Genomic DNA, 21,859 nt, shown 5'->3' with positions numbered 1-21,859 from the left:
TCCTAGGCTTCGCAAGCCGCCTCGGCCGGGTTGTTCACCAGGCGTTCGAGGGTGGTGCGATCCACTAATTCTTTATCCAGTTTGATGTAGACCGCCGCTTCGTCGGCGACGATCACTGCATCTGTTACCCCTACGAGGGCCTTGAGGCGCTCGACCAGACCCGCTTCGCGGATCGCCTCGGGCGACAACGGCAAGCGCAGGCTCGTCACGTAGGGTGGTTCGCGCATGGTAACAGCAAAGGCCAGCCAAAGTGCAGCGAGGCCGGCACATCCGAGGAAGACAACCGACAGACCGCCATGCTGGAACAGCCAGCCGCCGAGGATCCCGCCCAGGGCGGAACCCAGGAACTGGCTGGTGGAGTACACGCCCATGGCCGTGCCCTTGCCGCCCGCCGGCGACACCTTGCTGATCAGCGACGGCAAGGACGCCTCCAGCAGGTTGAACGCGGTGAAGAACACCACCGTGCCGATCACCAGCGCCCGCAGGCTGTCGCCGAACTGCCAGAAGAATAGCTCAGTGAGCATCAGCGTCAGCACGGCGCCGAGCAAAACTCGTTTCATTTTGCGTCGCTTCTCGCCGTAGATGATGAACGGGATCATGGCGAAGAACGAGATCAGCAGCGCGGTGAGGTAGACCCACCAGTGCTGTTCCTTGGGCAGCCCGGCCTTTTCCACCAGGGCCAGGGGCAAGGCGACGAAGCTCGACATCAGCATCGCGTGCAGCACGAAGATGCCAAGGTCCAGGCGCAGCAGGTCCGGATGCTTGAGCGTCGGCAGCAGCGCCTGGCGGGCCACGCCGGACTCGCGGTGGCTCAACGGCCCGGTGGAGCGCGGCACCATGAACAGGATGATCGCGATGCCGACCAGCGCCATCGCGCCGGTGGCCAGGAACAGCCCGGACAGGCCGAACGCGCGGGTCAGCAGCGGCCCGACCACCATGGCCACGGCGAACGACAGGCCGATGGTCATGCCGATCATGGCCATGGCCTTGGTGCGGTGCTGTTCGCGGGTCAGGTCGGAGAGCAGCGCCATGACCGCTGCGGAAATCGCCCCGGCGCCCTGCAGGATCCGCCCGGCGATCACGCCCCAGATCGAATCAGCCTGGGCGGCCAGCACGCTGCCGAGGGCGAAGACCACCAGCCCCAGGTAGATCACCGGCCGGCGGCCGATGCGGTCGGAAATGATCCCGAACGGGATCTGGAAAAGCGCCTGGGTCAGGCCGTAAGCGCCGATCGCCAGCCCGATCAGGGCCGGGGTCGCTCCCGCCAGGTCCATGCCATAGGTCGCCAGCACCGGCAGCACCATGAACATGCCGAGCATACGGAAGGCGAACACCAGGGCCAGACCGCTCGCCGCGCGGGTCTCGCTGCCACTCATGCGTTCGCTGTGGGGATCGTGCATGGAAAAACCTCGTGTGAACCGGCGGCGATTCTACCAGTCCCACCGATTGACGGGATATATCGCGACGCTATGACGCGTGCAGATGAAATTCTCTTCATGCAAGGGAAAAATCCCTTCGCCCGATAGTGTGCATCCATCCAGTATTTAGCCTTATACTCCTGTGTTTTCGACGCCCGCCGAGCGAGGCCACTTTGGACAAGATCCTGATTCGTGGGGCCCGTACCCACAACCTGAAGAACATCGACCTGACCCTGCCGCGGGACAAGCTGATCGTCATCACCGGCCTGTCCGGATCCGGCAAGTCGTCCCTGGCCTTCGACACGCTGTACGCCGAAGGCCAGCGCCGCTATGTCGAGTCCCTGTCGGCCTACGCCCGGCAGTTCCTGTCGATGATGGAAAAACCCGACGTCGACACCATCGAAGGCCTGTCGCCGGCGATCTCCATCGAACAGAAGTCGACCTCGCACAACCCGCGCTCCACGGTCGGCACCATCACCGAAATCTACGACTACCTGCGCCTGCTCTACGCCCGTGTCGGCACGCCGCGCTGCCCGGACCACGACATCCCGCTGGAGGCGCAGACCGTCAGCCAGATGGTCGACCTGGTGCTGGCCGAGCCCGAAGGCAGCAAGCTGATGCTGCTGGCCCCGGTGATCCGCGAGCGCAAGGGCGAGCACTTGTCGGTGTTCGAAGAACTGCGCGCCCAGGGCTTCGTCCGGGCCCGGGTCAACGGCAAGCTCTTCGAGCTCGACGAGTTGCCGAAGCTGGACAAACAGAAGAAGCACACGATCGAAGTCGTGGTCGACCGCTTCAAGGTGCGCGCCGACCTGCAGCAGCGCCTGGCCGAGTCGTTCGAGACCGCACTGAAGCTGGCGGACGGCATCGCCCTGGTGGCGCCGATGGACGACGAACCGGGCGAGGAGATGATCTTCTCCGCGCGCTTCGCCTGCCCGGTCTGCGGCCACGCCATCAGCGAGCTGGAGCCGAAGCTGTTCTCCTTCAACAACCCGGCCGGCGCCTGCCCGACCTGCGACGGCCTGGGCGTGAAGCAGTTCTTCGACATCAAGCGCCTGGTCAACGGCGAACTGACCCTGGCCGAAGGCGCCATCCGCGGCTGGGACCGGCGCAACGTCTATTACTTCCAGATGCTGGGTTCCCTGGCGTCCCATTACGGGTTCAGCCTGGAGCAGCCGTTCAACCAGCTGTCCGCCGAGCACCAGAAGTACATCCTGCACGGCAGCGGCTCGCAGAACGTCGACTTCAAGTACCTCAACGACCGCGGCGACATCGTCAAGCGCTCGCACCCGTTCGAAGGCATCGTGCCGAACCTGGAGCGCCGCTACCGCGAGACCGAGTCGGCCAGCGTGCGCGAGGAGCTCGCCAAGTTCCTCAGCACCCAGGCTTGCCCGGATTGCCGCGGCACCCGCCTGCGCCGCGAAGCGCGGCACGTGTGGGTCGGCGAGAAGACCCTGCCGGCGGTGACCAACCTGCCGATCGGCGACGCCTGCGACTATTTCGGCGACCTGAAGATGACCGGCCGCCGCGGCGAGATCGCCGACAAGATCCTCAAGGAGATCCGCGAGCGCCTGCAGTTCCTGGTCAACGTCGGCCTCGACTACCTGTCGCTGGACCGCAGCGCCGACACCCTGTCCGGCGGCGAGGCCCAGCGGATCCGCCTGGCCAGCCAGATCGGCGCGGGCCTGGTCGGCGTCCTGTACATCCTCGACGAACCCTCCATCGGCCTGCACCAGCGCGACAACGACCGCCTGCTGGGCACCCTCAAGCACCTGCGCGACATCGGCAACACGGTGATCGTGGTCGAGCACGACGAAGACGCGATCCGCCTGGCCGACTACGTGGTGGACATCGGCCCGGGCGCCGGCGTCCATGGCGGGCAGATCGTGGCCGAGGGTTCGCCGGACGAAGTCATGGCGCATCCGGAGTCCCTGACCGGCAAGTACCTGTCGGGCCGGGTCAAGATTGAAGTGCCGGCCAAGCGCACACCGCGCAACAAGAAGCAGGTGCTGTCGCTCAAGGGCGCCCGCGGCAACAACCTGCGCAACGTCGACCTGGAGATCCCGATCGGCCTGCTGACCTGCGTGACCGGCGTGTCCGGCTCGGGCAAATCGACGCTGATCAACAACACGCTGTTCCCGCTGAGCGCCACCGCGCTGAACGGCGCCACCACCCTGGAAGCGGCGCCGCACGACAGCATCAAGGGCCTGGATCACCTCGACAAGGTGGTCGACATCGACCAGAGCCCCATCGGCCGGACGCCGCGCTCCAACCCGGCGACCTACACCGGGCTGTTCACGCCGATCCGCGAACTGTTCGCCGGCGTCCCCGAGTCCCGCTCCCGGGGCTACGGGCCGGGGCGCTTCTCGTTCAACGTCAAGGGCGGGCGCTGCGAGGCCTGCCAGGGCGACGGCCTGATCAAGGTGGAGATGCACTTCCTGCCGGACATCTACGTGCCGTGCGACGTGTGCAAGAGCAAGCGCTACAACCGCGAGACCCTTGAGATCAAATACAAAGGCAAGAGCATCCACGAAACCCTCGAAATGACCATCGAGGAAGCGCGGGAGTTCTTCGACGCGGTGCCGGCCCTGGCGCGCAAGCTGCAGACGCTGATGGACGTGGGGCTGTCGTACATCAAGCTCGGACAGTCGGCGACGACCCTGTCCGGCGGCGAGGCGCAACGGGTCAAGCTGTCCCGCGAGCTGTCCAAGCGCGACACCGGCAAGACCCTGTACATCCTCGACGAGCCGACCACAGGCCTGCACTTCGCCGACATCCAGCAACTGCTCGACGTGCTCCATCGCCTGCGCGACCACGGCAACACCGTGGTGGTGATCGAGCACAACCTGGATGTGATCAAGACGGCCGACTGGCTGGTGGACCTGGGGCCGGAAGGCGGATCGAAGGGCGGACAGATCATCGCCACCGGCACGCCGGAAGAAGTCGCCGAGATGCCGCAGTCGCACACCGGCCACTACCTCAAACCGTTGCTGATCCGCGACCGGGCCTGATCCCCGGGCATGAAAAAGCCCCGGTCACCGTGAGGTGGCCGGGGCTTTTTTACATCGCAACCCTCAAGCGTGGGATTGCAGGTAGTTCTCGAGACCGATCAGCTTGATCAGGCCCAACTGCTTTTCGAGCCAGTAGGTGTGGTCTTCTTCGGTGTCGTTGAGCTGAACCCGCAGGATCTCGCGGCTGACGTAGTCCTTGTGCTGCTCGCAGAGTTCGATGCCTTTGCACAGCGCGGCGCGAACCTTGTACTCCAGGCGCAGATCCGCTTCGAGCATCTCCGGCACGGTGGTGCCGACATCCAGGTCATCCGGGCGCATGCGCGGCGTGCCTTCGAGCATCAGGATCCGGCGCATCAGCGCGTCTGCGTGACCGGCCTCTTCTTCCATCTCGTGGTTGATCCGTTCGTAGAGCTTGGTGAATCCCCAGTCCTCATACATCCGCGAGTGAACGAAATATTGGTCACGCGCGGCCAGTTCGCCGGTCAGCAACGTGTTGAGGTAATCGATAACGTCTGGGTGGCCTTGCATCGCCCTACATCTCCCTTCCTGAAAGTCTGTAGTTTGAACCAACCTGACTGGAAGGTCACCCGTTTCGCGCAATAAAAGCGAAGATATTCTTAGAAAACCAGCCTAAATAACGCAAAAACCGCCCTAATGAGGGCGGTTCTGCTTCTCGTTTAGACTTCGCTCAGCTGTACGTTGAGCAGCTTTGCGATCGCTTCTCCATACGCCGGGTCGGCCTTGAAGAAATGCTGCAGCTGGCGGTCGACGACATCGCTCGACACACCGGCCATTGCACCGGCGATGTTGCGGGTCAGCAACGCCTTCTGCTCGTCGCTCATCAGCCGGAACAGCGCACCGGCATGGCTGTAGTAGTCGGTGTCCTCACGGTGATCGTAGCGATCCGCAGCCCCGCTGAGGACCAATGCCGGCTCCGCATAATGCGGCGCTTGCTTCGGCGACTCCACGTAGCTGTTCGGCTCGTAGTTGGGCGCAGCCCCGCCATTGCTGCCGAAAGCCATGGAACCGTCTCGCTGATAGGTGTTCACCGGGCTGCGCGGCGCATTCACCGGCAGTTGCTGGTGATTGGTGCCGACACGATAGCGGTGCGCATCGGCGTAGGCGAACACGCGACCTTGCAGCATGCGATCCGGCGACAGGCCGACGCCGGGCACCATGTTGCTTGGGCCGAACGCCGCCTGCTCGACCTCGGCGAAGTAGTTCAGCGGGTTGCGGTTGAGCTCGAGCTCGCCGACCTCGATCAACGGAAACTCCTTCTGCGACCAGGTCTTGGTCACATCGAACGGGTTCTCGTAATGCGCGGAGGCCTGGGCCTCGGTCATGATCTGAATGCACACGCGCCATTTCGGGAAATCACCGCGCTCGATGGCTTCGAACAGGTCACGCTGGGCGTAATCAGGATCGGTGCCGGCCAAACGGGCCGCGTCCGCCGGCGCCAGGTTCTTGATGCCTTGCAGGGTCTTGTAGTGCCACTTCACCCAATGACGCTCGCCGTTGGCATTGATCAAGCTGTAGGTGTGGCTGCCGAAACCGTGCATGTGACGGTATCCGTCAGGAATGCCGCGGTCGGAAAACAGGATCGTGACCTGGTGCAGCGCCTCCGGGGAATGCGACCAGAAATCCCACATGGCCTGTGCACTTTTCAGGTTGCTCTGCGGCAGGCGCTTTTGGGTGTGGATGAAGTCCGGGAACTTCAATGGGTCGCGAATGAAGAACACCGGCGTGTTGTTGCCGACGATGTCCCAGTTGCCTTCCTCGGTGTAGAACTTCAACGCGAAGCCGCGGGGATCGCGCTCGGTGTCCGCCGATCCGCGTTCACCGCCGACAGTGGAGAAGCGCAGGAATGTCGGGGTTTGCTTGCCGACCGCCGAGAACAGACTGGCCCGGGTGTACTGGGTGATGTCACGCGTGACCGTGAAGGTACCGTAAGCCCCCGAGCCTTTGGCGTGCACACGACGCTCCGGAATGTTTTCGCGGTTGAAGTGGGCAAGCTTCTCGATCAGATGAAAGTCATCCAACAGCAATGGGCCGCGCGGCCCGGCGGAACGGGAGTTCTGGTTGTCGGCGACAGGTGCGCCACTGGCGGTCGTAAGCGTCTTGCTCTGGCTCATGCGATCTTCTTCCTCTGTCAGTCTGGAACTGCCGGCTAATCGGCTTGGTGGGGAGTATTGACCATCACTTTGATAGCTACAAATTCATAAACTCGCAGGCAGCAATAGATATTTTCAATTACAAATCCCACGCCATAGTGACAACGGAAAGCAGCCATTGGCTTGTACGCAAGACGCATTTCTTGCGGGCACAAAAAAACCGGGCACCAGGCCCGGTTTTCTTGTTTCAGACTGACGTCTTACTCAGCGGATACAGCTTCGCCGCCGACAGCGCGATCAACCAGCTCGACGTACGCCATAGGAGCGTTGTCGCCAGCGCGGAAACCGCACTTGAGGATGCGCAGGTAGCCACCCTCACGGGTAGCGTAACGCTTGCCCAGATCGTTGAAGAGCTTGCCGACGATCGCTTTCGAACGAGTACGGTCGAAAGCCAGACGACGGTTAGCAACGCTGTCTGTCTTGGCCAGAGTGATCAGCGGCTCGGCAACGCGGCGCAGTTCTTTGGCTTTTGGCAGAGTAGTTTTGATCAGCTCGTGCTCGAACAGCGACACCGCCATGTTCTGGAACATAGCCTTACGGTGGGAGCTGGTGCGGCTCAGGTGACGACCACTTTTACGATGACGCATGGTTCATTCCTTACCAAACACAACGTTCGGTGATTACGACGATCAGGCAGTCGCCTTGTCGTCCTTCTTAAGACTTGCAGGCGGCCAGTTGTCGAGGCGCATGCCGAGGGACAGACCGCGGGAGGCCAGAACGTCCTTGATTTCGGTCAAGGATTTCTTGCCCAGGTTCGGAGTCTTCAACAGCTCTACTTCGGTGCGCTGAATCAGGTCGCCGATGTAGTAGATGTTTTCCGCCTTAAGGCAGTTGGCCGAACGTACAGTCAGTTCCAGATCGTCAACCGGGCGAAGCAGGATCGGATCGATCTCGTCTTCCTGCTCGACAACCACTGGCTCACTGTCACCTTTGAGGTCGACGAACGCAGCCAACTGCTGTTGCAGGATGGTTGCAGCACGACGGATGGCCTCTTCAGGATCCAGGGTACCGTTGGTTTCCAGATCAATAACCAGCTTGTCCAGGTTGGTGCGCTGCTCGACACGGGCGTTTTCCACCACGTATGCGATACGGCGAACCGGGCTGAACGAAGAGTCGAGCTGCAAGCGACCGATGCTGCGGCTTTCGTCTTCATCGCTTTGACGCGAGTCGGCCGGCTCATAACCACGACCACGAGCTACGGTGAGCTTCATGTTCAGGGCGCCGTTGGACGCCAGGTTAGCGATTACGTGATCGGGGTTAACGATCTCGACATCATGATCCAGCTGAATATCGGCAGCGGTAACCACCCCCGAACCCTTCTTCGACAAGGTCAGCGTAACTTCGTCACGGCCATGCAGCTTGATAGCCAGACCTTTAAGGTTCAACAGGATTTCAATTACGTCTTCCTGTACACCTTCGATGGCGCTGTACTCGTGGAGCACACCGTCAATCTCGGCCTCGACTACTGCGCAGCCGGGCATTGAGGACAACAGGATGCGGCGCAGCGCGTTGCCCAGGGTGTGGCCAAAACCACGCTCGAGAGGCTCGAGGGTGATCTTGGCGCGGGTTGGACTGACAACCTGCACATCAATATGGCGGGGTGTCAGGAACTCATTTACCGAAATCTGCATGGATGCACCTATTTTCTAGCCCTTACTTGGAGTAGAGCTCGACAATCAGGCTTTCGTTGATGTCGGCGGACAGATCACTGCGAGCTGGAACGTTCTTGAAAACGCCCGACTTCTTCTCAGTGTCTACTTCTACCCACTCTACGCGGCCACGTTGAGCACACAGATCGAGAGCTTGGACAATGCGAAGTTGGTTTTTTGCTTTCTCGCGAACAGCGACCACGTCACCAGCACGAACCTGGTAGGACGGAACGTTTACGGTCTGACCGTTAACGCTGATCGACTTGTGCGATACCAGCTGACGGGATTCGGCACGGGTGGAGCCGAAGCCCATACGGTATACGACGTTGTCCAGACGGCATTCGAGCAGTTGCAGCAGGTTTTCACCGGTTGCACCTTTCTTGCCAGCGGCTTGCTTGTAGTAGCCGCTGAACTGACGCTCGAGAACGCCGTAGATACGACGAACCTTCTGCTTCTCACGCAGTTGGGTGCCGTAGTCGGACTGGCGACCGCGGCGCTGGCCGTGGATACCAGGTGCTGCTTCAATGTTGCACTTCGATTCGATCGCGCGCACGCCGCTCTTCAGGAAGAGATCGGTGCCTTCGCGACGAGCCAGTTTGCATTTTGGACCAATGTAACGAGCCATTCTTTACAATCTCCTGGATTACACGCGGCGCTTCTTCGGCGGACGGCACCCGTTGTGCGGGATTGGCGTCACGTCGGTGATGCTGGCGATCTTGTAGCCACAGCCGTTCAGAGCGCGGACTGCGGATTCACGACCTGGACCTGGGCCCTTGACGTTCACGTCGAGGTTTTTCAGGCCGTATTCCAGCGCAGCTTGACCAGCACGCTCAGCAGCTACTTGAGCCGCGAACGGGGTGGACTTGCGGGAACCGCGGAAACCCGAACCACCGGAGGTAGCCCAGGAAAGAGCGTTACCTTGACGGTCGGTGATGGTCACGATGGTGTTGTTAAAAGAGGCATGGATGTGGGCGATGCCATCAACCACTGTCTTTTTAACTTTTTTACGAGGACGAGCAGCAGGTTTTGCCATGATTAAATTCCTGTCGATTCGCTGGGGCGATTACTTGCGGATCGGCTTACGCGGACCTTTACGGGTACGCGCGTTGGTCTTGGTACGCTGACCGCGTACTGGCAGACCACGACGATGACGCAGACCGCGATAGCAACCGAGGTCCATCAAGCGCTTGATTTTCATGTTGATTTCGCGACGCAGGTCACCTTCAGTGGTGAACTTCGCGACTTCGCCACGCAGCTGTTCAATTTGCTCGTCGCTCAGATCCTTGATCTTTGCTGCTGGGTTTACCCCAGTCACCGCACAGATTTTCTGCGCGGTAGTGCGACCGACACCATAGATGTAGGTCAGCGAGATAACAGTATGCTTGTTATCTGGAATGTTAACGCCTGCAATACGGGCCATTCAGTGGGACTCCAATTGACAGCTACCTACGCCCCGGAAGCCAAGAAATAGGGCGCGAGATAATATCGCTGTAATAACAAATAATCAACCCGGCAGCACACTAGCTGCCGGGCTTGAAGCACGATCACACTCAGCCTTGGCGCTGCTTGTGACGCGGTTCCGCGCTGCAAATTACTCGAACAACACCTTCGCGGCGAATAATCTTGCAGTTACGGCACAGCTTTTTCACCGATGCACGAACTTTCATCACCAACTCCTCGAACCTTATGGGTACTCAGCGCAACATGCCGCTGCCGTAACCCTTCAGGTTGGCTTTCTTCATCAGGGATTCGTACTGGTGCGAAACGAGGTGCGATTGTACTTGGGACATAAAGTCCATCACAACCACGACCACGATCAGCAACGAGGTCCCGCCAAGGTAGAACGGAACGTTTGCCGCAACCACCAGGAACTGGGGCAGCAGGCACACGGCCGTCATGTAAAGAGCACCGAACATGGTCAAGCGAGTCAGAACGCCATCAATGTAGCGCGCAGACTGCTCACCTGGACGGATGCCCGGAATAAAGGCACCGGACTTCTTCAGGTTTTCCGCTACGTCTTTCGGATTGAACATCAACGCCGTATAGAAGAAGCAGAAGAAAATAATCCCTGCACTAAACAGCAGAATATTCAACGGCTGACCAGGAGCGATCGACTGCGAGATGTCCTGCAACCAGCCCATACCTTCAGACTGACCGAACCAGGCACCCAACGAAGCCGGAAACAGCAGAATGCTGCTTGCGAAAATAGCCGGAATGACACCGGCCATGTTCACTTTCAGCGGCAAGTGGCTGGTCTGCGCAGCAAAGACCTTGCGGCCCTGCTGACGCTTGGCGTAGTGAACGGCGATACGACGCTGACCACGCTCAATGAACACCACGAAACCGATAATCGCTACTGCCAGCAGACCGATGGCAACCAGGGCGAAAATGTTGATGTCACCCTGACGCGCAGACTCGAAAGACTGCCCGATCGCTCTCGGAAGACCGGCGACGATACCCGAAAAAATCAGCATCGAGATACCGTTGCCTACACCACGCTCAGTAATCTGCTCACCCAGCCACATCATGAACATCGCGCCAGCCACAAACGTGGATACCGCGACGAAATGGAAGCCGAAGTCACCAGTGAACGCAACGCCCTGCCCCGCCAGGCCAATGGACATGCCAATGGCCTGAACGAGAGCTAGGACGACGGTGCCGTAGCGGGTGTACTGGCTGATCTTGCGACGGCCAGCTTCACCTTCCTTCTTCAACTGCTCCAGCTGCGGGCTGACGGCGGTCATCAGTTGCATGATGATCGATGCCGAAATGTACGGCATGATCCCCAGTGCAAAGATGCTCATCCGCTCCAGCGCGCCGCCGGAAAACATGTTGAACAAGCTAAGAATGGTCCCCTCATTCTGTCGAAACAGGTCTGCGAGACGGTCCGGGTTGATACCTGGAACCGGGATGTGTGCGCCTATTCGGTAGACGATGATCGCCAGGAACAGAAAACGCAGACGAGCCCAGAGTTCAGACATACCGCCTTTGCCGAGCGCAGAGAGAGCACCTTGCTTAGCCATTTATTCCTCGAACTTGCCGCCAGCTGCTTCGATAGCCGCGCGCGCACCTTTGGTGGCGCCGATTCCCTTGCCGATAGTGACAGCGCGAGTCACTTCACCGGACAGCATGATTTTCACGCGCTGTACGTTGACGTTGATCACGTTGGCATCTTTCAGGGACTGCACGGTGACGATGTCGCCTTCCACTTTGGCCAGCTCGGACAGACGCACTTCTGCGCGGTCCATGGCTTTCAGGGAAACGAAACCGAACTTCGGCAGGCGACGGTGCAGCGGCTGTTGACCGCCTTCAAAGCCTGGAGCGATGGTGCCACCGGAACGGGAGGTCTGACCTTTGTGACCACGGCCACCAGTCTTACCCAAACCGCTACCGATACCACGGCCCGGACGATGCTTTTCGCGACGGGAACCCGGCGCTGGACTCAGATCATTGAGTTTCATCGATTAACCCTCGACACGCAGCATGTAGTAGGCCTTGTTGATCATCCCGCGATTCTCGGGAGTATCCTGGACTTCTACAGTGTGACCGATGCGACGCAGACCCAGACCCTTCACGCACAGTTTGTGGCTAGGGATGCGGCCGCTGGTGCTTTTGATCAGCGTTACTTTTACGGTAGCCATGATCAGACGATCTCCTCAACGCGCTTGCCACGCTTGGCGGCAATGGATTCAGGAGACTGCATGGCCTTCAGACCCTTGAAAGTGGCGTGAACCACGTTTACAGGGTTGGTCGAGCCGTAGCACTTGGCCAGAACGTTCTGAACGCCAGCAACTTCGAGAACGGCACGCATTGCGCCGCCAGCGATGATACCGGTACCTTCAGAAGCAGGCTGCATGTACACCTTCGACGCGCCGTGGGCGGACTTGGTGGCGTACTGCAGGGTGGTGCCGTTCAGATCAACCTGGATCATGTTGCGGCGAGCAGCTTCCATTGCCTTCTGGATCGCAGCAGGCACTTCACGCGACTTGCCACGGCCGAAGCCAACGCGACCCTTGCCATCACCCACCACGGTCAGCGCGGTGAAAGTGAAGATACGGCCGCCTTTAACGGTTTTGGCTACGCGGTTAACTTGAACCAGCTTCTCGATGTAGCCTTCGTCGCGCTTTTGGTCGTTATTTGACATAACTTAGAACTCCAGCCCAGCTTCACGAGCAGCATCAGCCAGCGCCTTAACGCGGCCGTGGTACTTGAAGCCAGAGCGGTCGAAAGCCACCTGCGAGACGCCCACGGCCTTAGCACGCGTAGCGACCAGCTGGCCAACCTTAGTGGCCGCGTCGATGTTGCCGGTGGCACCATCACGCAGTTCTTTATCCAAAGTCGAGGCGCTGGCCAGGACTTTGTTGCCGTCGGCCGAAATGACCTGGGCGTAGATGTGCTGCGAAGAGCGGAACACGCAGAGACGCACGACTTCGAGTTCGTGCATTTTCAGGCGTGCTTTGCGAGCGCGACGCAGTCGAGTAACTTTTTTGTCGGTCATTTGCTATGCCCTACTTCTTCTTGGCTTCTTTACGACGGACGACTTCGTCCGCGTAGCGCACACCTTTACCTTTGTAAGGCTCTGGTGGACGGAAGTCGCGGATCTCGGCGGCCACTTGACCTACCAGCTGCTTGTCGATGCCCTTGATCAGGATATCGGTCTGGCTAGGAGTCTCAGCAGTGATGCCTGCCGGCAGTTCGTAATCCACAGGGTGCGAGAAGCCAAGAGCCAGGTTCAGAACCTGACCTTTTGCTTGCGCCTTGTAACCAACACCGACCAGCTGGAGCTTGCGCTCGAAGCCTTGGCTTACGCCTTGGACCATGTTGTTTACCAACGCACGAGTGGTACCGGCCATTGCGCGGGTCTGTTGATCGCCATTGCGAGCAGCGAAACGCAGCTCACCGGCTTCTTCAACGATCTCAACGGACGAATGGACGTTCAGTTCGAGAGTGCCCTTGGCACCCTTCACCGAAAGCTGTTGGCCTACGAATTTGATTTCGACGCCGGCCGGCAGCTTAACGGGGTTCTTAGCGACGCGAGACATGCTTATCCCCCCTTAGAACACTGTGCAAAGAACTTCGCCGCCGACACCGGCAGCGCGCGCAGCACGATCAGTCATCACACCTTTGTTGGTGGAGACGATAGACACGCCGAGGCCGCCACGTACTTTTGGCAGATCTTCGACGGACTTGTACTGGCGCAGGCCTGGACGGCTGACGCGCTTGACTTCCTCGATGACCGGACGGCCTTCGAAGTACTTCAGCTCGATGGACAGCAGAGGTTTGGTTTCGCTGCTGATCTGATAACCCGCGATGTAACCTTCGTCCTTCAGGACTTTTGCTACAGCCACCTTCAGCGTGGAAGACGGCATGCTTACGACGGACTTTTCAGCCATCTGGGCATTACGGATTCGAGTTAGCATGTCCGCTAACGGGTCCTGCATACTCATGGGCTAGACGCTCCTAAAACAGAAAAATTAGCCTTGCGGCTACTACTTGTCGCCGAGAAACTCCGGGCACAAAAAACACGGGCTCAGGCGAGCCGGTCATTCTAGACACCCCCCGGAAATGAATCAAGCCCCAAAAGGGGCTTGATTCAAGTTCAAGACCACCGGCGGTCAGACTCTTTCGAGCGAACCACCGGGGTTTTGAAGGCGCTTACCAGCTGGCTTTCACCAGACCTGGCACGTCACCACGCATGGCAGCTTCACGCAGCTTGTTACGGCCCAGGCCGAACTTGCGGTAAACGCCGTGCGGACGACCGGTCAGGCGGCAACGGTTACGCATGCGCGAGGCGCTTGCGTCACGTGGTTGCTTCTGCAGGGCTACGGTAGCTTCCCAACGCGCTTCTGGACTTGCGTTCAGATCGACGATGATAGCTTTCAGCGCTGCACGCTTGGCGGCGTACTTGGCAACGGTGAGCTGACGCTTCAGCTCACGGTTCTTCATGCTCTTCTTGGCCATTTTCCTACTCCAATCAGTTGCGGAACGGGAATTTGAAAGCACGCAGCAGAGCGCGGCCTTCGTCATCGTTCTTGGCAGTGGTGGTCAGGGTAATGTCCAGACCGCGCAGAGCATCGATCTTGTCGTAGTCGATTTCCGGGAAGATGATCTGCTCTTTCACGCCCATGCTGTAGTTGCCACGACCGTCAAAGGACTTGGCATTCAGGCCGCGGAAGTCGCGAACCCGAGGCAGGGAGATCGACAGCAGACGATCCAGGAACTCGTACATACGCTCACGGCGCAGGGTCACTTTGACACCGATCGGCCAACCTTCGCGGACTTTGAAGCCTGCGATGGATTTACGAGCGTGAGTCACAACGACTTTTTGGCCGGTGATCTTTTCCAGGTCAGCTACCGCGTGCTCGATGACTTTCTTGTCACCGATCGCTTCGCCCAGACCCATGTTCAGAGTGATTTTGGTAACGCGCGGAACTTCCATCACGTTCGAAAGCTTAAGTTCTTCCTTAAGTTTCGGTGCGATTTCCTTCCGGTAAATCTCTTGGAGTCGTGCCATGGTCTTCTACCTAGCAGTGTTCAAGCATCAACCGCTTTTTGGGTCGACTTGAAGACACGAATTTTCTTACCGTCTTCTACTTTGAAACCAACGCGGTCAGCCTTGTTGGTTTCGCCGTTGAAGATGGCGACATTGGAAGCGTGCAGTGGCGCTTCTTTCTCGACGATACCGCCCTGTACGCCCGACATCGGGTTAGGCTTGGTATGACGCTTGACCAGGTTCAGACCACCGACAACCAGACGGTTGTCAGCGAGAACCTTCAGCACCTTACCGCGCTTACCTTTGTCTTTGCCGGCGATCACGATGATCTCGTCGTCACGACGAATCTTTTGCATGTCGGATCTCCTTACAGCACTTCTGGGGCGAGCGAGACGATCTTCATGAACTTCTCGGTACGAAGTTCACGGGTCACTGGCCCAAAGATACGGGTGCCGATCGGCTCTTGCTTGTTGTTCAGCAGAACAGCAGCGTTGCCATCAAAGCGGATAATGGAGCCATCAGCACGACGTACGCCGTGACGGGTACGGACTACGACAGCAGTCATTACCTGGCCTTTTTTCACTTTACCGCGAGGAATCGCTTCCTTCACGGTAACCTTGATGATGTCGCCAATGGCAGCGTAACGACGATGGGAGCCACCCAGCACCTTGATGCACATAACGCGGCGAGCGCCGCTGTTATCGGCCACATCGAGCATGGATTGAGTCTGAATCATATAATTTCTCCGACCCCTAGCCCTTAGACTTCCACAGCGCGTTCGAGAACATCAACCAGCGCCCAAGACTTGGTCTTGGCCATCGGACGAGTTTCACGAATAGTGACTTTGTCGCCGATGTGGCACTGATTGGTTTCGTCGTGCGCGTGCAGCTTAGTCGAACGCTTAACGTATTTACCGTAGATCGGGTGCTTAACGCGACGCTCGATCAGAACGGTGATGGTTTTGTCCATCTTGTCGCTGACAACACGGCCAGTCAGCGTACGGACAGTTTTTTCGGCTTCAGCCATGATCACTTACCTGCCTGCTGGTTGAGCACAGTTTTCACGCGAGCGATGTCACGCTTAACTTGCGAGAGCAGATGAGACTGCCCCAACTGGCCAGTTGCCTTCTGCATGCGCAGATTGAACTGGTCGCGCAGCAGGCCGAGCAGTTGCTCGTTCAGCTGCTGTGCGGATTTTTCACGAAGTTCATTCGCTTTCATCACATCACCGTCCGTTTAACAAAGGAGGTGGCGAGCGGCAGCTTTGCAGCAGCCAGGGCGAAAGCCTCACGCGCCAGCTCTTCAGAAACACCCTCGATTTCATACAGGACTTTGCCTGGCTGAATCTGGGCAACCCAGTATTCGACGTTACCCTTACCTTTACCCATCCGAACTTCGAGTGGTTTTTTGGAGATAGGCTTGTCCGGGAATACACGGATCCAGATCTTGCCGCCACGTTTTACGTGACGGGTCAGGGCACGACGTGCCGACTCGATCTGACGAGCGGTGAGACGACCACGAGCAACAGACTTCAGCGCGAACTCGCCGAAGCTGACTTTGCTACCGCGCAGTGCCAGACCACGGTTGTGGCCGGTCATTTGCTTGCGGAACTTCGTACGCTTTGGTTGCAACATTTGGCGTACCCCTTACTTAGCAGCTTTTTTACGAGGCGCTGGTGCTTGCGGCTTCAGCTCTTCCTGGCGACCACCAATCACTTCGCCTTTGAAGATCCAAACCTTTACACCGATCACACCGTAGGTGGTGTGAGCTTCGTAGTTGGCATAGTCGATGTCGGCACGCAGGGTGTGCAGAGGCACACGACCTTCGCGATACCATTCAGTACGTGCGATTTCAGCACCGCCGAGACGACCGCTCACTTGGATTTTGATGCCTTTGGCACCAATGCGCATGGCGTTCTGTACGGCGCGCTTCATGGCGCGACGGAACATCACACGACGCTCCAGCTGCTGAGCTACGCTCTGGGCAACCAGCATACCGTCGAGCTCCGGCTTGCGGATCTCTTCGATATTGATGTGCACAGGCACACCCATTTGCTTGGTCAGGTCCTGACGCAGTTTTTCAACATCTTCACCTTTCTTCCCGATAACGATACCTGGACGAGCGGTGTGGATGGTGATGCGTGCAGTTTGAGCCGGACGATGAATATCGATACGGCTTACGGACGCGCTTTTTAGTTTGTCTTGGAGGTACTCACGCACCTTCAGATCAGCGAACAGGTAGTCCGCATAAGTCCGACCGTCTGCGTACCAGACGGAGGTGTGCTCCTTGACGATTCCCAGGCGAATGCCAATGGGATGTACTTTCTGACCCATCTCTTCGACTCCGTTACTTGTCAGCAACCTTGACAGTGATATGGCAAGACCGCTTGACGATGCGATCAGCACGGCCTTTGGCACGCGGCATGATGCGCTTCAGCGAACGCCCTTCGTTGACGAACACGGTGCTGACCTTCAGGTCATCAACGTCTGCGCCTTCGTTATGCTCGGCGTTGGCTACGGCCGACTCCAGCACTTTCTTCATGATCTCGGCGGCTTTCTTACTGCTGAAAGCCAGCAGGTTGAGCGCATCGCCCACCTTCTTCCCGCGGATCTGGTCGGCGACCAAGCGGGCTTTCTGGGCGGAGATTCGAGCGCCCGACAACTTAGCGGCTACTTCCATTTCCTTACCCCTTAACGCTTGGCTTTCTTGTCTGCCACGTGCCCGCGATAGTTGCGGGTACCGGCGAACTCGCCCAGTTTGTGGCCGACCATGTCTTCGTTGACGAGAACTGGGACGTGCTGACGACCGTTGTGTACTGCGATGGTCAGACCGACCATTTGTGGCAGGATCATCGAACGACGCGACCAGGTCTTAACTGGTTTGCGATCGTTCTTTTCCGCCGCCACTTCGATCTTCTTCAGTAGGTGAAGATCAATAAATGGACCTTTTTTCAGAGAACGTGGCACTGTCGTATCCCTCTATTTACTTGCGACGACGGACGATCATTTTGTCGGTACGCTTATTACCACGAGTCTTCGCGCCCTTAGTCGGGAAGCCCCATGGCGATACCGGATGACGACCACCAGAGGTACGACCTTCACCACCACCATGTGGGTGGTCAACCGGGTTCATGGCAACACCACGAACGGTTGGGCGAACGCCACGCCAGCGTTTGGCACCGGCTTTACCCAGCGAACGCAGGCTGTGCTCGGAGTTCGAGACTTCGCCCAGGGTCGCACGGCATTCAGCCAGGACTTTACGCATTTCACCGGAACGCAGACGCAGGGTTACATAAACGCCTTCACGAGCGACCAGCTGAGCCGAAGCACCAGCGGAACGTGCGATCTGTGCGCCTTTACCTGGCTTCAGTTCGATGCCGTGTACGGTGCTACCAACTGGAATGTTGCGCAGCTGCAGAGCGTTGCCCGGCTTGATCGGTGCCAGGGCACCTGCGATCAGCTGGTCGCCAGCGCTCACGCCTTTAGGGGCGATGATGTAGCGACGCTCGCCATCTGCGTACAGCAGCAGGGCGATGTGAGCGGTACGGTTTGGATCGTATTCGATACGCTCGACAGTGGCAGCGATGCCATCTTTGTCGTTGCGACGGAAGTCGACCAGACGGTAATGCTGCTTATGACCACCACCAACGTGACGAGTGGTGATGCGGCCATTGTTGTTACGACCACCAGACTTCGATTTTTTCTCGAGCAGCGGTGCGTGAGGAGCGCCTTTGTGCAGCTCCTGGTTGACCACCTTGACCACAAAACGGCGGCCAGGGGAAGTCGGTTTGCATTTAACGATTGCCATGATGCACCCCTTCCTTACTCAGCACTGCTGCTGAAATCGAGATCTTGGCCTGGCTGAAGGGAGATAACTGCCTTCTTCCAGTCATTACGCTTGCCCAGACCGCGAGCGGTACGCTTGCTCTTACCCAGAACGTTCAGGGTAGTCACGCGTTCTACTTTCACGCTGAACAGGCTTTCGACGGCCTTCTTGATTTCCAGCTTGGTTGCGTCAGTGGCAACCTTGAAAACGAACTGGCCTTTCTTGTCTGCCAGAACCGTAGCCTTCTCGGAAACGTGCGGGCCAAGCAGAACTTTAAATACGCGTTCCTGGTTCATCCCAGCAGCTCCTCGAATTTCTTCACGGCCGACACGGTGATCAACACCTTGTCGTATGCGATCAGACTAACTGGATCGGAACCTTGCACGTCACGTACATCTACGTGCGGCAGGTTGCGAGCAGCCAGGTACAGGTTCTGGTCAACAGCGTCCGACACGATCAGAACGTCGGTCAGGCTCATGTTGTTCAGCTTACCCAGCAGATCTTTGGTTTTCGGAGTTTCAACAGCGAAATCCTGAACCACGACCAGACGATCAGTACGCACCAGCTCAGCAAGGATGGAACGCATTGCTGCGCGATACATCTTCTTGTTCAGCTTCTGGGAGTGATCTTGTGGACGAGCTGCGAAGGTGGTGCCGCCGCCGCGCCAGATTGGGCTACGGATAGTACCGGCACGAGCACGGCCAGTACCTTTCTGACGCCATGGGCGCTTGCCGCCACCGGAAACGTCGGAACGGGTCTTCTGCTGCTTGCTACCTTGACGGCCGCCAGCCATGTAGGCCACGACTGCTTGGTGAACCAGCGTCTCGTTGAACTCGCCGCCAAATGTCAGTTCGGAAACTTCGATCGCTTGAGCGTCATTTACATTTAATTGCATGTCAGCTTCCCCTTAACCGCGAGCCTTGGCTGCTGGACGTACAACCACGTTGCCGCCAGTAGCGCCAGGAACAGCGCCCTTGACCAACAACAGATTGCGTTCAGCGTCCACGCGCACTACTTCGAGGGACTGTACGGTCACGCGCTCAGCGCCCATATGACCGGACATTTTCTTGCCCTTGAATACACGACCAGGAGTCTGGCACTGGCCGATAGAGCCTGGGACGCGGTGGGATACGGAGTTACCGTGGGTGTTATCTTGCCCGCGGAAATTCCAGCGCTTGATCGTACCCTGGAAGCCTTTACCCTTGGACTGACCGGTCACGTCGACCAGTTGACCAGCGGCGAAGATTTCAGCGTTGATCAGGTCGCCGGCCTTGTATTCGCCTTCTTCAAGACGGAATTCCAGGACGGTACGACCGGCAGCAACGTTCGCCTTGGCGAAGTGGCCTGCCTGAGCAGCTGTTACGCGCGAAGCACGACGCTCGCCGACAGTGACTTGCACTGCCCGATAGCCATCGGTTTCTTCAGTTTTGAACTGGGTGACGCGATTCGGCTCGATCTCGATGACCGTGACCGGAATGGAGACACCTTCTTCGGTGAAAATACGGGTCATACCGCATTTACGACCGACTACACCAATAGTCATGTTGTAAACCTCATGAGTGTACGGGGCTTTCACCCGCTATGGCCGCCCATTTCAGAGCGTTACACGACCAAGACCAAGTCTTAGCCGAGGCTGATCTGCACTTCCACACCGGCCGCAAGATCCAGCTTCATAAGCGCGTCAACGGTTTTATCCGTTGGCTGGACGATGTCCAGTACACGCTTGTGAGTGCGGATTTCGTACTGGTCACGCGCGTCTTTGTTGACGTGCGGGGAAACCAGAACGGTAAACCGCTCTTTACGGGTAGGCAGTGGAATAGGACCACGCACTTGAGCACCAGTACGTTTCGCGGTTTCCACGATTTCCTGGGTTGATTGGTCGATCAGGCGATGGTCAAAAGCCTTCAACCTGATACGGATTTGCTGATTTTGCATTGGATTTCAGACTCCGGCTGCTATTCCCACCGGGCGCAATACGCCCGTTAAAAGGAGGCGCAATTCTATAGACGCCCCATATAGGTGTCAACCCAATAAAAAAGCCCCCGCTGAGCGGAGGCTTTTTCATTTCATCAAGCTGACTCTAAAAGAGACTTACTCGATGACTTTGGCTACGACGCCGGCGCCGACGGTACGACCGCCTTCACGGATAGCGAAGCGCAGACCGTCTTCCATTGCGATGGTCTTGATCAGGGTAACAGTCATCTGAATGTTGTCACCTGGCATTACCATTTCAACGCCTTCCGGCAGTTCGCAGTTACCGGTCACGTCAGTGGTACGGAAGTAGAACTGTGGACGGTAGCCTTTGAAGAACGGAGTGTGACGACCGCCTTCTTCCTTGCTCAGCACGTAGACTTCTGCGGTGAACTTGGTGTGCGGCTTGACCGAACCTGGCTTGACCAGAACCTGGCCACGCTCAACGTCGTCACGCTTGGTGCCACGCAGCAGAACGCCGCAGTTCTCGCCAGCACGACCTTCGTCGAGCAGCTTGCGGAACATTTCAACGCCGGTGCAGGTAGTTTTCTGAGTGTCGCGCAGGCCGACGATCTCAACTTCTTCCTGGATGCGGACAACGCCACGCTCAACACGACCGGTCACAACAGTACCGCGACCCGAGATCGAGAACACGTCTTCGATCGGCATCAGGAACGGCTTGTCGATGGCACGCTCAGGCTCTGGGATGTAGCTGTCCAGAGTCTCAACCAGCTTCTTGACAGCGGTGGTGCCCATTTCGTTGTCGTCTTTGCCTTCCAGCGCCATACGGGCCGAACCAACGATGATCGGGGTGTCGTCGCCTGGGAAGTCGTAGGTGGACAGCAGGTCGCGAACTTCCATCTCAACCAGTTCCAGCAGCTCAGCGTCGTCTACCAGGTCAGCCTTGTTCAGGAAAACCACGATGTACGGAACACCTACCTGACGGGACAGCAGGATGTGCTCACGGGTTTGCGGCATCGGACCATCGGCGGCCGAGCAAACCAGGATCGCGCCGTCCATCTGGGCAGCACCGGTGATCATGTTCTTGACGTAGTCGGCGTGACCTGGGCAGTCAACGTGCGCGTAGTGACGAATGTTCGAATCGTACTCTACGTGAGCGGTGTTGATGGTGATACCACGAGCCTTCTCTTCCGGGGCGCTGTCGATCTTGTCGAAGTCAACAACGGCCGAACCGAAAACCTCGGAGCAAACACGGGTCAGAGCAGCGGTCAGAGTGGTTTTACCGTGGTCAACGTGACCGATGGTGCCAACGTTGACGTGCGGTTTGCTACGTTCAAATTTTTCTTTAGCCACGACAATAAACT

33 protein-coding genes are annotated in these 21,859 nt (G+C 58.2%); 1 reads left to right on the top strand and 32 read right to left on the bottom strand.

Going from position 1 to position 21,859, the window contains the following annotated elements; translation table 11 throughout:
• Nucleotides 1-2: 2 nt before the first annotated feature.
• Complete coding sequence (locus tag CAG31_RS23925; protein WP_085585820.1) at nucleotides 3-1,400, bottom strand: MFS transporter; 1,398 nt, start codon at nucleotides 1,398-1,400, stop codon at nucleotides 3-5.
• A gap of 191 nt (nucleotides 1,401-1,591) precedes the next feature.
• On the opposite strand from CAG31_RS23925, the gene uvrA reads away from it, so the two are divergent.
• A complete protein-coding gene (uvrA, locus tag CAG31_RS23920) occupies nucleotides 1,592-4,426 on the top strand; it encodes an excinuclease ABC subunit UvrA (protein WP_085585818.1) in 2,835 nt (944 codons plus the stop codon).
• Nucleotides 4,427-4,489: 63 nt separating this feature from the next.
• Here the strand turns inward: uvrA and bfr are convergent, their stop codons facing one another.
• The 31 genes from bfr to tuf all read right to left on the bottom strand — a co-directional run bounded on the left by bfr (nucleotide 4,490) and on the right by tuf (nucleotide 21,848).
• A complete protein-coding gene (gene bfr, locus CAG31_RS23915; RefSeq protein WP_085585816.1) occupies nucleotides 4,490-4,954 on the bottom strand; it encodes a bacterioferritin in 465 nt (154 codons plus the stop codon).
• Between the two features lie 149 nt (nucleotides 4,955-5,103).
• The gene (locus CAG31_RS23910; protein WP_085585814.1) at nucleotides 5,104-6,558 is read right to left on the bottom strand and encodes a catalase; all 1,455 of its coding nucleotides are present in this window, start codon (nucleotides 6,556-6,558) and stop codon (nucleotides 5,104-5,106) included.
• Between the two features lie 239 nt (nucleotides 6,559-6,797).
• Nucleotides 6,798-7,184, bottom strand: coding sequence for a 50S ribosomal protein L17 (gene rplQ / locus CAG31_RS23905; protein ID WP_007955635.1), 387 nt, complete (start codon nucleotides 7,182-7,184; stop codon nucleotides 6,798-6,800).
• 42 nt (nucleotides 7,185-7,226) lie between these two features.
• Nucleotides 7,227-8,228, bottom strand: a complete 1,002-nt coding sequence (rpoA, locus tag CAG31_RS23900) for a DNA-directed RNA polymerase subunit alpha (RefSeq protein ID WP_003186012.1) — start codon at nucleotides 8,226-8,228, stop codon at nucleotides 7,227-7,229.
• A 22-nt stretch (nucleotides 8,229-8,250) separates the two neighbouring features.
• The gene (rpsD, locus tag CAG31_RS23895) at nucleotides 8,251-8,871 is read right to left on the bottom strand and encodes a 30S ribosomal protein S4 (protein WP_011063772.1); all 621 of its coding nucleotides are present in this window, start codon (nucleotides 8,869-8,871) and stop codon (nucleotides 8,251-8,253) included.
• A gap of 18 nt (nucleotides 8,872-8,889) precedes the next feature.
• Entirely contained in the window at nucleotides 8,890-9,279 is a 390-nt protein-coding gene (rpsK, locus tag CAG31_RS23890) for a 30S ribosomal protein S11 (protein WP_002555466.1), read from the bottom strand.
• 30 nt (nucleotides 9,280-9,309) lie between these two features.
• A complete protein-coding gene (rpsM, locus tag CAG31_RS23885; RefSeq protein ID WP_003186020.1) occupies nucleotides 9,310-9,666 on the bottom strand; it encodes a 30S ribosomal protein S13 in 357 nt (118 codons plus the stop codon).
• Nucleotides 9,667-9,796: 130 nt separating this feature from the next.
• Nucleotides 9,797-9,913 (bottom strand): 50S ribosomal protein L36, encoded by a 117-nt coding sequence (gene rpmJ, locus CAG31_RS23880; protein ID WP_002555468.1) that lies wholly within the window; start codon nucleotides 9,911-9,913, stop codon nucleotides 9,797-9,799.
• Nucleotides 9,914-9,940: 27 nt separating this feature from the next.
• Nucleotides 9,941-11,269 (bottom strand): preprotein translocase subunit SecY, encoded by a 1,329-nt coding sequence (gene secY, locus CAG31_RS23875; RefSeq protein WP_003228718.1) that lies wholly within the window; start codon nucleotides 11,267-11,269, stop codon nucleotides 9,941-9,943.
• Entirely contained in the window at nucleotides 11,270-11,707 is a 438-nt protein-coding gene (gene rplO / locus CAG31_RS23870; RefSeq protein WP_003228720.1) for a 50S ribosomal protein L15, read from the bottom strand.
• 3 nt (nucleotides 11,708-11,710) lie between these two features.
• Complete coding sequence (gene rpmD / locus CAG31_RS23865) at nucleotides 11,711-11,887, bottom strand: 50S ribosomal protein L30 (protein ID WP_026144795.1); 177 nt, start codon at nucleotides 11,885-11,887, stop codon at nucleotides 11,711-11,713.
• 2 nt (nucleotides 11,888-11,889) lie between these two features.
• Entirely contained in the window at nucleotides 11,890-12,390 is a 501-nt protein-coding gene (gene rpsE, locus CAG31_RS23860) for a 30S ribosomal protein S5 (RefSeq protein ID WP_085585812.1), read from the bottom strand.
• A 3-nt stretch (nucleotides 12,391-12,393) separates the two neighbouring features.
• Nucleotides 12,394-12,744, bottom strand: coding sequence for a 50S ribosomal protein L18 (gene rplR, locus CAG31_RS23855; protein WP_085585810.1), 351 nt, complete (start codon nucleotides 12,742-12,744; stop codon nucleotides 12,394-12,396).
• 10 nt (nucleotides 12,745-12,754) lie between these two features.
• Nucleotides 12,755-13,288, bottom strand: coding sequence for a 50S ribosomal protein L6 (gene rplF, locus CAG31_RS23850; RefSeq protein WP_085585808.1), 534 nt, complete (start codon nucleotides 13,286-13,288; stop codon nucleotides 12,755-12,757).
• Nucleotides 13,289-13,300: 12 nt separating this feature from the next.
• The gene (gene rpsH / locus CAG31_RS23845) at nucleotides 13,301-13,693 is read right to left on the bottom strand and encodes a 30S ribosomal protein S8 (protein ID WP_003228724.1); all 393 of its coding nucleotides are present in this window, start codon (nucleotides 13,691-13,693) and stop codon (nucleotides 13,301-13,303) included.
• Between the two features lie 208 nt (nucleotides 13,694-13,901).
• Entirely contained in the window at nucleotides 13,902-14,207 is a 306-nt protein-coding gene (rpsN, locus tag CAG31_RS23840; protein WP_022641375.1) for a 30S ribosomal protein S14, read from the bottom strand.
• A gap of 13 nt (nucleotides 14,208-14,220) precedes the next feature.
• Nucleotides 14,221-14,760 carry a 50S ribosomal protein L5 gene (gene rplE / locus CAG31_RS23835; protein WP_022641376.1) on the bottom strand — a complete coding sequence of 180 codons (540 nt, stop codon included), beginning with the start codon at nucleotides 14,758-14,760 and terminating at the stop codon, nucleotides 14,221-14,223.
• Nucleotides 14,761-14,780: 20 nt separating this feature from the next.
• Complete coding sequence (rplX, locus tag CAG31_RS23830; protein ID WP_003186046.1) at nucleotides 14,781-15,095, bottom strand: 50S ribosomal protein L24; 315 nt, start codon at nucleotides 15,093-15,095, stop codon at nucleotides 14,781-14,783.
• Nucleotides 15,096-15,106: 11 nt separating this feature from the next.
• A complete protein-coding gene (gene rplN / locus CAG31_RS23825; RefSeq protein ID WP_024778329.1) occupies nucleotides 15,107-15,475 on the bottom strand; it encodes a 50S ribosomal protein L14 in 369 nt (122 codons plus the stop codon).
• Nucleotides 15,476-15,498: 23 nt separating this feature from the next.
• Nucleotides 15,499-15,765: a 30S ribosomal protein S17 gene (rpsQ, locus tag CAG31_RS23820; RefSeq protein WP_003194644.1), complete on the bottom strand. Its 267-nt coding sequence runs from the start codon at nucleotides 15,763-15,765 to the stop codon at nucleotides 15,499-15,501.
• Between the two features lie 2 nt (nucleotides 15,766-15,767).
• On the bottom strand, nucleotides 15,768-15,959 hold the full coding sequence (rpmC, locus tag CAG31_RS23815; RefSeq protein ID WP_002555481.1) for a 50S ribosomal protein L29: 192 nt from the start codon (nucleotides 15,957-15,959) through the stop codon (nucleotides 15,768-15,770).
• Nucleotides 15,959-16,372: a 50S ribosomal protein L16 gene (rplP, locus tag CAG31_RS23810; RefSeq protein ID WP_003228729.1), complete on the bottom strand. Its 414-nt coding sequence runs from the start codon at nucleotides 16,370-16,372 to the stop codon at nucleotides 15,959-15,961. The genes rpmC and rplP overlap by 1 nt, the downstream gene beginning before the upstream one ends.
• Nucleotides 16,373-16,384: 12 nt before the next feature.
• Nucleotides 16,385-17,071, bottom strand: a complete 687-nt coding sequence (gene rpsC / locus CAG31_RS23805) for a 30S ribosomal protein S3 (RefSeq protein WP_003176422.1) — start codon at nucleotides 17,069-17,071, stop codon at nucleotides 16,385-16,387.
• 13 nt (nucleotides 17,072-17,084) lie between these two features.
• On the bottom strand, nucleotides 17,085-17,417 hold the full coding sequence (gene rplV, locus CAG31_RS23800) for a 50S ribosomal protein L22 (protein ID WP_003304070.1): 333 nt from the start codon (nucleotides 17,415-17,417) through the stop codon (nucleotides 17,085-17,087).
• Nucleotides 17,418-17,428: 11 nt separating this feature from the next.
• Nucleotides 17,429-17,704, bottom strand: coding sequence for a 30S ribosomal protein S19 (rpsS, locus tag CAG31_RS23795; RefSeq protein WP_085585806.1), 276 nt, complete (start codon nucleotides 17,702-17,704; stop codon nucleotides 17,429-17,431).
• A gap of 16 nt (nucleotides 17,705-17,720) precedes the next feature.
• Complete coding sequence (rplB, locus tag CAG31_RS23790; RefSeq protein WP_011063775.1) at nucleotides 17,721-18,545, bottom strand: 50S ribosomal protein L2; 825 nt, start codon at nucleotides 18,543-18,545, stop codon at nucleotides 17,721-17,723.
• A 14-nt stretch (nucleotides 18,546-18,559) separates the two neighbouring features.
• The gene (gene rplW, locus CAG31_RS23785) at nucleotides 18,560-18,859 is read right to left on the bottom strand and encodes a 50S ribosomal protein L23 (protein ID WP_002555488.1); all 300 of its coding nucleotides are present in this window, start codon (nucleotides 18,857-18,859) and stop codon (nucleotides 18,560-18,562) included.
• Nucleotides 18,856-19,458, bottom strand: coding sequence for a 50S ribosomal protein L4 (gene rplD, locus CAG31_RS23780; RefSeq protein WP_007924200.1), 603 nt, complete (start codon nucleotides 19,456-19,458; stop codon nucleotides 18,856-18,858). The genes rplW and rplD overlap by 4 nt, the downstream gene beginning before the upstream one ends.
• A 12-nt stretch (nucleotides 19,459-19,470) precedes the next feature.
• Nucleotides 19,471-20,106 (bottom strand): 50S ribosomal protein L3, encoded by a 636-nt coding sequence (gene rplC, locus CAG31_RS23775; RefSeq protein WP_085585804.1) that lies wholly within the window; start codon nucleotides 20,104-20,106, stop codon nucleotides 19,471-19,473.
• 80 nt (nucleotides 20,107-20,186) lie between these two features.
• Nucleotides 20,187-20,498 carry a 30S ribosomal protein S10 gene (gene rpsJ, locus CAG31_RS23770; protein ID WP_003186070.1) on the bottom strand — a complete coding sequence of 104 codons (312 nt, stop codon included), beginning with the start codon at nucleotides 20,496-20,498 and terminating at the stop codon, nucleotides 20,187-20,189.
• 156 nt (nucleotides 20,499-20,654) lie between these two features.
• The gene (gene tuf, locus CAG31_RS23765; RefSeq protein ID WP_085585788.1) at nucleotides 20,655-21,848 is read right to left on the bottom strand and encodes an elongation factor Tu; all 1,194 of its coding nucleotides are present in this window, start codon (nucleotides 21,846-21,848) and stop codon (nucleotides 20,655-20,657) included.
• Nucleotides 21,849-21,859 lie beyond the last annotated feature (11 nt).

Origin of the sequence: Pseudomonas sp. R25(2017) (assembly GCF_002112565.1) — a bacterium.
Lineage (GTDB): Bacteria > Pseudomonadota > Gammaproteobacteria > Pseudomonadales > Pseudomonadaceae > Aquipseudomonas > Aquipseudomonas ekonensis.
This window is presented reverse-complemented; position numbering and strand designations above follow the sequence as displayed.